The organism is uncultured Streptococcus sp. (assembly GCF_963456385.1).
Classification (GTDB): Bacteria; Bacillota; Bacilli; order Lactobacillales; family Streptococcaceae; genus Streptococcus.
On record NZ_CAUOLF010000035.1, the window covers coordinates 1 to 10,046 of the forward strand.

At 46.7% G+C, this 10,046-nt stretch carries 10 protein-coding genes and 1 pseudogene; 8 read left to right on the top strand and 3 right to left on the bottom strand.

Features of this window, described 5'->3' with window-relative positions; translation table 11 throughout:
• The 7 genes and pseudogenes from RP262_RS10935 to RP262_RS10965 form a co-directional block, all read left to right on the top strand.
• A pseudogene (locus RP262_RS10935) lies at positions 1–405 on the top strand (5-methyltetrahydropteroyltriglutamate--homocysteine S-methyltransferase); the annotation flags it as partial.
• A gap of 137 nt (positions 406–542) precedes the next feature.
• Positions 543–1,421, top strand: a complete 879-nt coding sequence (gene metF, locus RP262_RS10940) for a methylenetetrahydrofolate reductase [NAD(P)H] (protein WP_002896521.1) — start codon at positions 543–545, stop codon at positions 1,419–1,421.
• Between the two features lies 1 nt (position 1,422).
• Entirely contained in the window at positions 1,423–2,367 is a 945-nt protein-coding gene (locus RP262_RS10945; protein ID WP_311155170.1) for an AraC family transcriptional regulator, read from the top strand.
• A 108-nt stretch (positions 2,368–2,475) separates the two neighbouring features.
• On the top strand, positions 2,476–4,713 hold the full coding sequence (locus tag RP262_RS10950) for an alpha-galactosidase (protein WP_311155163.1): 2,238 nt from the start codon (positions 2,476–2,478) through the stop codon (positions 4,711–4,713).
• A 228-nt stretch (positions 4,714–4,941) separates the two neighbouring features.
• Positions 4,942–5,784: an HAD family hydrolase gene (locus RP262_RS10955; protein WP_311155164.1), complete on the top strand. Its 843-nt coding sequence runs from the start codon at positions 4,942–4,944 to the stop codon at positions 5,782–5,784.
• A gap of 11 nt (positions 5,785–5,795) precedes the next feature.
• The gene (locus tag RP262_RS10960) at positions 5,796–6,392 is read left to right on the top strand and encodes a histidine phosphatase family protein (RefSeq protein ID WP_311155165.1); all 597 of its coding nucleotides are present in this window, start codon (positions 5,796–5,798) and stop codon (positions 6,390–6,392) included.
• The gene (locus RP262_RS10965) at positions 6,389–6,991 is read left to right on the top strand and encodes a histidine phosphatase family protein (RefSeq protein ID WP_311155166.1); all 603 of its coding nucleotides are present in this window, start codon (positions 6,389–6,391) and stop codon (positions 6,989–6,991) included. The genes RP262_RS10960 and RP262_RS10965 overlap by 4 nt, the downstream gene beginning before the upstream one ends.
• A 58-nt stretch (positions 6,992–7,049) precedes the next feature.
• Here RP262_RS10965 and RP262_RS10970 read toward each other — a convergent pair whose 3' ends face one another.
• The 3 genes from RP262_RS10970 to RP262_RS10980 are packed head-to-tail and all read right to left on the bottom strand — an operon-like array spanning position 7,050 to position 9,461.
• On the bottom strand, positions 7,050–7,523 hold the full coding sequence (locus RP262_RS10970) for a hypothetical protein (protein ID WP_311155167.1): 474 nt from the start codon (positions 7,521–7,523) through the stop codon (positions 7,050–7,052).
• On the bottom strand, positions 7,504–8,415 hold the full coding sequence (locus RP262_RS10975) for a phosphodiester glycosidase family protein (protein WP_311155168.1): 912 nt from the start codon (positions 8,413–8,415) through the stop codon (positions 7,504–7,506). Before RP262_RS10975 ends, RP262_RS10970 begins: the two co-directional genes overlap by 20 nt.
• Positions 8,412–9,461, bottom strand: a complete 1,050-nt coding sequence (locus RP262_RS10980; protein WP_125402305.1) for a bifunctional glycosyltransferase family 2/GtrA family protein — start codon at positions 9,459–9,461, stop codon at positions 8,412–8,414. Before RP262_RS10980 ends, RP262_RS10975 begins: the two co-directional genes overlap by 4 nt.
• Positions 9,462–9,769: 308 nt before the next feature.
• Between RP262_RS10980 and RP262_RS10985 the strand changes: the two genes are divergently transcribed.
• A partial coding sequence (locus tag RP262_RS10985) for a hypothetical protein (protein WP_311155169.1) occupies positions 9,770–10,046 on the top strand: 277 nt, incomplete at its 3' end.

The window sequence follows — 10,046 nt, forward strand, 5'->3', positions numbered from 1 at the left end:
ATTCCAGCCTTCCGCTTGGTACACTCTACAGTAGCGCCAGACACACAAATCCACACTCACATGTGTTACTCAGAATTTACAGATATCATCCCAGCTATCGACAACATGGATGCGGACGTTATTTCCTTTGAAGCTAGCCGCTCTAACTTGGAAATCCTGGACGAGCTCAAGGCTAAGAACTTCCAGACAGAAGTGGGGCCTGGAGTTTATGATATCCACTCACCGCGCGTGCCAAATGAAGGGGAAATTGACCATACAATCGAAGCTATCTTGGCTAAGGTGCCAAGCAGCAAGGTCTGGATTAACCCTGACTGTGGTCTTAAAACTCGTGGTATCCCAGAAACTAAGGCTAGCTTGGAGCGCTTAGTAGAAGCAGCCAAAGCAGCTAGACAACATTTGCAATAATCCTCCTAGAACCTCAACAGTTGATCTTGATGGAGGAACATACCAAAATTGAAGCGGAGATGACAATCCTGCAGGAGCTGTTTTTGTAGGATTGTCCTCGGCTATCGCTACCATCATTGAAAGGAACTTTTTGTTATATGGTTCGTCGTCATACACCCAGTCTCTCATTTGAAGTATTTCCTCCCAATCCGGCAGTAGGCAATGATAAGATTTTTCAGGCATTGAGAGAGATGCAAGATCTGGCCCCTCACTTTATTAGTGTGACAGCCAGCAATAATAAGTTTGACATTGAGGAGACGACGGTTCGTTTGACTGAGTTCATCGCCAACGACCTCAAGATACCGACGATTGCTCACCTACCCGCGGTTTATCTGACCAAGGACATGGTGTCCAATATTTTGCAGTCTCTAGATCGGGTTGGTGTCCATCAGATTTTAGCTTTGCGAGGGGATATTTTTCCAGATGTGGCGCCTAAGGATGATTTTACCTATGCGACTGACTTGATAGAATACATCAAGACAGAAGCACCGCACTTTGACATCATCGGAGCCTGCTATCCGGAGGGCCATCCGGATTCGCCAAATCAGATTTCGGATATTCAAAATCTGAAGAAAAAGGTGGATGCTGGCTGTTCTAGTCTGGTGACCCAGCTTTTCTTTGATAATGAGCGCTTTTATGATTTTCAGGACAAGTGTATTTTAGCGGGTATTGAAGTGCCAATCCATGCTGGGATTATGCCGATTCTCAATCGCAATCAGGCTCTGCGCCTGCTCAAGACCTGTGAGAATATCAAGCTGCCAAGAAAATTCCGGGCTATTCTGGATAAATACGAACATGACCCAGAGTCTCTGAGAGCAGCTGGTCTGGCTTATGCTGTGGATCAAATTGTTGACTTGGTGACTCAGGATGTGGCGGGCATACACCTTTATACTATGAATAACGCTGCAACAGCCTATCATATCTATAAGGCTACCCATGCTCTCTTTAATCATAACCCATCCGTCCAATCTTTTTAAGATGAATGAAGAAACCACTAATCAGATTCAGTTGCTGTTTAGTGGTTTTTGTTTTATAATAAGGGTAAAAGTTTTATCCAAATCTAAGGAGGGGCTGATGGAGCATTCACTGACCTTGGTTAAGTCTATGCAGTTTGGCCAAGAAGATTGTTTTTTTGCCTTCTGTGGTTATTCAAAAACGGAAGCCCATCATAGCTTTGGGCCGGCTGTCCGGGATGTTTATGTCATTCACATCGTACTGAAGGGACGGGGGACTTACTCCGTGGGCAATCAGCGCTATGATTTGCAGGAAGGGCAGGGCTTTGTGGTGCCGCCGAGTCAGTCGGTCTTTTATCAGGCTGATGGAGAAGAGCCTTGGTCTTATGTCTGGATGGGACTGGGTGGGCATCTCTTGCCTCGCTATCTGCAGGATCTGGGCTTACAGTCTGACCAGTGGTCTTTTGAGCTGACTTCTTTGCAGGAATTTAAGGCCTTGGTCTTTGAAAGTCTGGCTTACGAGGGCAGTGGAATAACAGCTGAACTAGCTCTGCAAAGGCAAGCTTATCGCTTCTTGGAGCTCTTGTCCCAGCGTCTCAAGCAGACATCTTTAATCACGGAAAGCCGTCGGGTCAATCCTTATGTCCAGCAGGTCTTGGAACTGCTGAGCAGTCATCTGCCAGAAAGTCTATCTGTGCAGGAATTGGCGCAGAAATTGGCTCTGCATCCTTCCTACCTATCTCGGCTTTTCAAGGATGAAGTAGGCAAGGGAATTAAGGAGTACAGCAATGACTTGCGGCTCAATTTGGCCGCTGATTTGCTGACGGGCAGCCAGCTTTCGGTGGAAGAGATTGCCAATAAGACGGGCTTTGCCGGAACACAGAGCTTTTCAAAAGCCTTCAAGAAGGCGCGTGGCCAGTCACCCTTAAATTTTCGCAAGGCAAGCTCTCATCTGGGGCAGGAGCTGTAAAAAGTCACATTTGGATAAATAATACTAGAAAGAAAGGCTTACCAAAAGGGGGAGCCTTTTTTATAATGAAAGGAGAAGTATGATTAGAGACTGTGAAAGGAGAAGGTCATGAATAAGGCGAGTATTTGGTTTAAGGAAGAATGCAGGCAATTTCATCTGACTAATGGTGAGATTTCTTATATCTTTCGGGTTTCGGAGGATGGTAAACTCTTGCAGCTTTACTACGGAGCGGCGGTACCAGAGCGGGATTATTCTTATCTAGTGGAGCTGCAGCATCGGCCCATGACGACCTATCGGAAAGAAGGAGATTTACGCTATTCTTTGGAGCATGTGCGGCAGGAATTTCCAGAATACGGCACGACAGATTTTCGTCATCCCGCTATCTGTCTGCGGCAGGAAAATGGCTCGCGTATTACTGATTTTGTCTATGTTAGTCATCAGATAGTAGATGGTAAGCCAGCTTTAGAGGGGCTGCCCGCTACTTATACAGAGGCTCAAACGGAGGCTAAGACTCTTATTCTAACTCTGCGAGATGCATTGACAGAAGTGGAAGTTCAGCTGTTTTATACGATTTTTGCTGATTGGCCGGTTATAGCTCGCTCCAGCAAAGTGATTAATCAAGGCAAGGAAACTTGCTATTTGGAATCCCTAGCTAGTCTGTCGCTGGATCTGCCAGATGCTGACTATGAGTGGCTGCAGCTATCAGGAGCATGGGCCCGGGAACGCCATATCAAGGAGCGCCCGCTTCAGCAGGGAATTCAGTCCATTGAGTCAACCCGTGGCATTTCCAGTCCTCACCACAATCCTTTTGTGGCTCTTAAACGACCGGAAACGACTGAGTTTTCAGGTCCAGTGCTAGGAGCGGCCTTGGTGTACTCAGGCAATTTTCTCATTCAGGCTGAGGTGGACACCTATGATGTGACCCGGCTGCAGATAGGCATCAATCCTTTTGGCTTTGAATGGAAGCTGGCTGCGGGTCAGTCCTTTACCAGTCCAGAAGCTCTGCTGATTTACTCTGAGCGGGGCCTCAACGGCATGAGTCAAGTCTTTCATCAGCTGTTTCGCCAACGCCTAGCTAGGGGCTACTGGCGCGAGCGAGCGCGTCCTGTTCTCATCAATAACTGGGAAGCTACCTATTTTGACTTTAGTGAGGATCAGTTGCTGGAGCTTGCTGAAAAGGCTCAGGAAGTAGGAGTGGAGCTCTTTGTGCTAGATGACGGCTGGTTTGGCCAGAGGACTAACGATCGCGCTGGGCTGGGGGATTGGTTTGTCAATACAGACAGGCTGCCGCAGGGGCTGGGCTCTTTAGCAGAGCGTATTCATGGTTTGGGCATGCAGTTTGGTCTTTGGTTTGAGCCGGAAATGGTCAATAAGGATAGCCAACTCTACCGAACTCATCCTGACTGGCTGCTGGCAGTGCCAGATAGACAGCCCCACCATGGTCGGAACCAGTTTGTTTTGGATTATTCTCGGCCGGAAGTAGTGGATGAGATATTTGAGCGTCTATCAGCGGTTATCGAGGAAGCGCAGCTGGATTATATCAAATGGGATATGAATCGCCCTCTGACGGATGTCTTCTCAGCTGCCTGGCCAGCCGATCAGCAAGGAGAGATTTTTCACCGCTATGTCTTGGGCGTTTATGACTTGTATGAGCGTTTGATCAGTCGCTACCCAAGCTTGTTATTTGAATCATGCTCTTCAGGTGGGGGCCGCTTTGATCCAGGTATGCTCTACTATGCTCCTCAAGCTTGGACCAGCGATGACTCGGATGCTATCGAGCGCTTGAAAATCCAGTACGGGACTAGCCTTCTCTATCCGCTTTCGTCTATGGGGGCTCATGTCTCCATCGTGCCCAATCACCAGACCAACCGTCTGACTCCGATGAAGACGCGGGGCAATGTCGCTTTTTTCGGTTCCTTTGGCTATGAGCTGGATCTTAATCAGCTAAGCCCAGAAGAATTGGCTGAAGTCAGGGAACAGATAGCTTTTTACAAGAGCTATCGAGAGCTGATTCATAATGGAACTTTCTATCGATTGCAGTCGCCATTTAAGGGAGATGGGCAGACAGCTTGGATGGTTGTCAGTCAGGATCAGAACACTGCACTTTTAGGCACTTTCAAGGTCCTCAATCAAGTCAATCGCTCTCATCAGCGTTTGCAACTGAAAGGGCTGGCTGCGGATAAGGTCTATCGGCTAGAGGGGCGTGTCTATACTGGGGCTGAGCTTATGCGAGTTGGGCTGGTTACCACGGACGCTTCCAGCGGTCAGCTTCTGGAGGATTCTGAGCAAAAGCCAAGCTATGACTTTGATTCTAAACTCTGGCTGTTTGAAGCAGAGGATGAGTAGATAAGATGGGGAACGAAAAGAGCAGAAGGAACAAGCTGATTAAAAGCTGTCCTTCTTGCTTTTTTTCTCTGAGAGAAAAGGATAGTACCATTATCTCTGATAATCCTATAGGAAAAGGCTTTCAAATAAGTATATAATAAAAGAAAACTAAATAACTTCACTAAAACAAGTTAATTTAGAGTGAGAACTATACAGATTTTACGTCAAAAACAAGAAAGAGAGAGCCTTATGACAAGAAAAATCATCTTTCTGGATGTGGACGGTACCATCATCGACTATGATAATCATATACCGGATTCGGCTATACTTGCCATTCGCAAGGCACGGGAAAAGGGCCATCTGGTCTATGTCTGTACCGGTCGCAGCAAGGCTGAGATGCCGCCGGAAATTTGGGATATTGGCTTTGATGGCATGATTGGTGGCAACGGTTCTTATGTGGAGCATAAGGGGCAGGTTATTCTGCACCAGCTGATTCCGCGAGATGTCTCTAAAAGGCTAGTCGACTGGCTTCAGGAGCGGAGGCTAGAGTTTTACCTAGAGAGTAATAACGGTCTATTTGCAAGCAAAGGCTTTCGCGAAGCGGCACGACCAGTGCTTCAGACCTACGTCCTTGGAAAAGGTGCTAAGCCAGAAGAAGTCGTAAATATGGAGGCTGAAGAAGCCCTTCACGGCCTGGTTTATGGTGGTGAGCTCTACCGAGACGACCTGAACAAAGTCAGTTTTATCCTAAAGAGTTACCAAGACCATCTGGATTCCAAGGCTGCTTTTCCTGAGCTCAAGGCAGGTACTTGGGGAGGCAAGGGAGAGCATGCTCTCTTTGGTGACTTAGGAGTCAAAGATATTACCAAGGCGCATGCCATTGAGGTCCTCCTGAAGCACCTTCATGCTGACAGAGCAGATACTCTGGCTTTTGGTGATGCCAAGGTTGATATTCCTATGCTGGACTATTGTCAGGTCGGCGTTGCTATGGGAAATGGCGGAGCGGAAATCAAGACCATAGCCGATCTGGTGACAGACTCGGTCAGCCAAGACGGTCTCTACAAGGCCTTTGAAAAGTTAGAACTCATCTAAAGGAGATGTGAATGATGGCAAAAACTCTTTATCTGATGCGGCATGGGCAGACGCTTTTCAATCTGCGCCATAAGGTGCAGGGCTGGTGCGATGCTCCTCTGACTGATTTTGGAATTTATCAGGCCAAGGTGGCAGGGCAATATTTTAAGGATGCCAGTATTACATTTGACGATGCTTATAGCTCTACTCAAGAGCGGGCCTGTGATACCTTGGAATTGGTAACAGACGGTAAGCTTCCCTATAAGCGTGTCAAGGGACTCAAGGAGTGGAACTTTGGCACTTTTGAAGGGGAAAGCGAAGACCTCAATCCACCCCTGCCTTATAAAGATTTCTTTGTGACCTATGGCGGTGAATCACAAGATCAGGTGCAGGAGCGTATGGCAACGACCATTCTTCAGCTCATGCAGGAGACGGATGGTCAGTCTGTACTCATGGTCTCCCATGGCGGAGCTATGGCCAATTTTGCCAGAGCTTGGCGGAAAAACTGGCGTCTGGATGATTTAGGTCACATGACCAACTGCGGGATTTTGAAGTTTACTTTTGAACATGACCAATTTTATCTAGAAGAGGCCATCGGTCATGATTTTAGCGACTGGGAGGGAAAATGAAAGATTTATATTTGATGCGGCATGGCCAGACCTTTTTCAATCAAGAAGGCTTGGTGCAGGGAGCTTGCGACTCTCCTTTGACAGAACTGGGGCAGGATCAAGCCCGGCAGGCAGGAGCTTATTTGAAAGAGCGGGGCATTCATTTTGGTCATCTCTACTCGTCCACCCAGGAGCGAGCTTCTGATACTCTGGAACTTGTCTCTGGTCGGACCGACTATACTCGCCTTAAAGGCATTAAAGAATGGAACTTTGGCCTTTTTGAGGCTCAGCCCGAACGCCTGCAGCCGAAATTTCGACCAGGAGCCACCTCTTTTGAAGACCTTTTTGTCCCTTATGGCGGAGAAGGTGTGGACCAAGTCGGTGAGCGTGTGCTAATCACTCTGACTGAGGTTATGGAGCAGGCAGGAGCAGAGCCAGTCTTGGCTGTTAGCCACGGCGGTGCCATGTGGGCCTTCTATCTCAAGATTGCAGCCCAAGCTCTGGATCCTAAGGTGCGCTTTGGCAACTGCGCCATCTGCCATTACCAATATGAGCAGGGACACTTTAAGCTGGCAGAAGTCATTGATCCGCTAACGGGTAGTGTGTATGAGAGTGAATGAAGACTCAGAAAGATTATCACTAGAATAAAAACCTCAGATTTTTCTGAGGTTTTTTGGTCTATGCTTGACTGTAGGTTTCACGACGACTTAGTTTTGCGTCTTCTTTTTTGCTGACTATCGGCTGTGCTTGATCTTCCGCCTTCCACTCACTTCGAGTAAAGACCATGGAGAGTAGTGCTAGAACCGCAAAGGCCGCTCCTAGGTACCAGTAGGGCATATCCAGTGTCGTGGAGCGGCCAGATAGGTTGACGATACCACGGAAGAGCATGCCGGCTGTCATAATGGCTACAGCTGAGTTCCAGAGGTTGAGGCTGAGCCGAGAGAGATTAGGAATAACCTTCATAAAGAGCAGGAGGAGGATGCCACCCACCAGAGGAATGGCAAAGAGATAGTGCATGTGACTAGATGTTTCGCCGAAACTGAAGGATTCATAGATTCTGCTGAATGCAAAGAAGAAAATAGTTAATAGGGCGTAGATAAGGGCCGTTTTTCTAAAACGTTTTTTGCTGGGATTAGTAACCGATGTAGACAATATCACTCACCGACCTTTCTGAGATAGTGTTTCCGTTGGTTGTAGGTTTGTTAATGACCTGACCGTTAAAGTAAAGTGTAGAGGAACCCCCGCCGTCGAGGTTGTAGGCGGTCTTAACACCGTACGATTTCATGATTTCTGCCATCTGGTAGAGGGAAAGCCCTTCGCTTTCTGAGGTGCGTCCGTCTGAAACGATGATGATGTAGTGGTTTTCATCAATGATACCGATAGCAGTCCGAGGATTGGAAGACATAGACTGGCCGACTTCGGAGTTGGTATCAACGGCAATCTCACCATTTTCTACAAGAGATGGGCCGAAGGCCAAGAGATTGACCACACCGTCTTTGATTAGTTGATCAGCAGAGACTTGGTCTTCATAGATAATCTTGAAGGAGCCGTCTTTGTAAATAGCTAAATCACCATTACTGGAGTCTTCTCGGACGGTATCGCGGTAGACGACGCCATTGCGGATGACATATCCGGTAGAATTGGCCCCGTAGTAGTCTCCGTTAACCGCTAGGATGGCCTTGTTATTAGCCGCTGTTTCTGAAGTCTTGGCGGTGACATTGTTTCCGTAAGTGTTTTGGGCAAAGGCTGTTTTCAGGTATTCCGATGAGCTGACAGTCACATCAGCGATGTAGACTTGGGTGTTGCTGACGGTCTTTTCAGTTAGCGTGACCGAGATGTTGTCGTCTGAATAGATAGTATCCGTCACAGTCGCTGTTTCCGCAGCCTTGCTGGCAGCCTCGGCATTGGACGACGAACTTGCGCTTGAAACCGTGGAAATGGTCTCTGCGATGACAAAGGTTTTCAGCATGGAGTAGCTGAAAGAAGCTATCAGAAGCAGCCCGAAAATGGAGGCGTAGGCATAGCGTTTCTTTAAAAATTTCATGATGCGGTGTGTGTCCTTTCCTTAAAAATAAATCTCTTTTGCACCATCCAAGAGACGGTAAAGAGCAAGATGCCGACGATGATTTTGACAATCAGAAGATTGAGACCAAAGACAGCGTAGAAGAGGCGAATCAGCAGTGTGTCTAGGATAAAGAGCACTACAGCTAGGCTGAAATAGCCAGTTCCTGTCTTGAGTATACTGTCGTCGTTCTTAAAGACCAGCCTTTTATTGGTCGAATAGTTAAAGATTGAGCTGGTCACGCGGGCAATCCCATTTGCGAGAAGAATTCTCAGGCTGGTAGGCACAGCAGCTAAAAACAAGAGAGCCAGTGCGTAGACGATGTAGTCTACGACGAAGCTGCTAAGAGAAGTCAGGGCAAATTTGAAAATATTTTTATAAATCATGAGGCCATCCCGAATCGGCCGGAAGTGCGAGCCTTGATTGTCATTGATATAGACCGTCTCAATGGGCACTTCCAAAATGGGATATTCCTTGCTGGCTTCTAAGAGCATGTTCATTTCATACTCATAGCGCTGGCCCTCTACCTTTAGCATAAATGGGATCATGTTGGTCGTAAAGGCTCGTAAGCCTGTCTGAGTATCGGAAACATCCACGCCAGTCTGAAGCTTGAAAAGAGCCCGAGTCAGACTATTGCCGAAGCTGCTGCGCAGAGGTACCTTGCCAGTAAAGGCGCGAGCTCCCAGAATCAGCCGATTGGGATTTTCAGAAGACTTGCTCGCTACGCGGAAAACATCCCAGACCTTGTGCTGGCCATCCGCATCTGCTGTTACCACCGTTCCATATATTTTCAGTGCTTGGATAAAGGTAAAAGCAGTTTTCAGCGCTTGCCCCTTGCCTTGATTGACCTGATGACGGAGCACAGTCGCGTACTGCTCCGCCTGTTCAAAGACTATCTGGCATTTAGATGAGCTGCCGTCATCGATAACAATGATATGAAAATCACTCTTATGGTGAATTTTTTTTATCAGCTTAATAAGATTATAATCAGGCTCATAGGCCGGAATCACTAGGTAATCCATATCCATACCTCTTTCTTAGATGATTTGTAGAAAGTATACAGACTGCGGCTTAAAAATTCCTAATATAAGTTAGTTTTAAGAAAATGTTAACATTTCTTTAAGGAAAGAGCATGGGGAGAATAGGATAGAAAGGCTGGTGGGAATGGGATTTAATAATACATAACTATCTTAAATGAGTCTTAAAAATTAGGAAAATAAATATGAAAACACTCCAACTTTTTATTAAAAAACTATAACATTGTACCAAAAATATTAACAGTATAAGAAATATGCGTTATAATATTAATGGTATTACATTATAGAAAGGTTGTCTTATGAAAAAATCATTTCGTAAAGTTGTTATAGCTTCGGCTGTCATACTGAGTGCGATGGCTTTTCAACCTCACGAGGTAAAAGCTTTCGATTTTGGCGGAGGTTTTAGTAGTTCTAGTTTTGGAAGTTCTTTTTCAGCCTCTGATTATGCGCCAATCAGTTCTAATTCTAGTTCTAGTTCAAGCTTAAGCAACATCAGTTCGAGCGACTACCGTCCGATTAGTACACCGTCGGTAAGCGAAAGTGCTAGCAACATCAGTTCAAGTGACTATCGTCCGA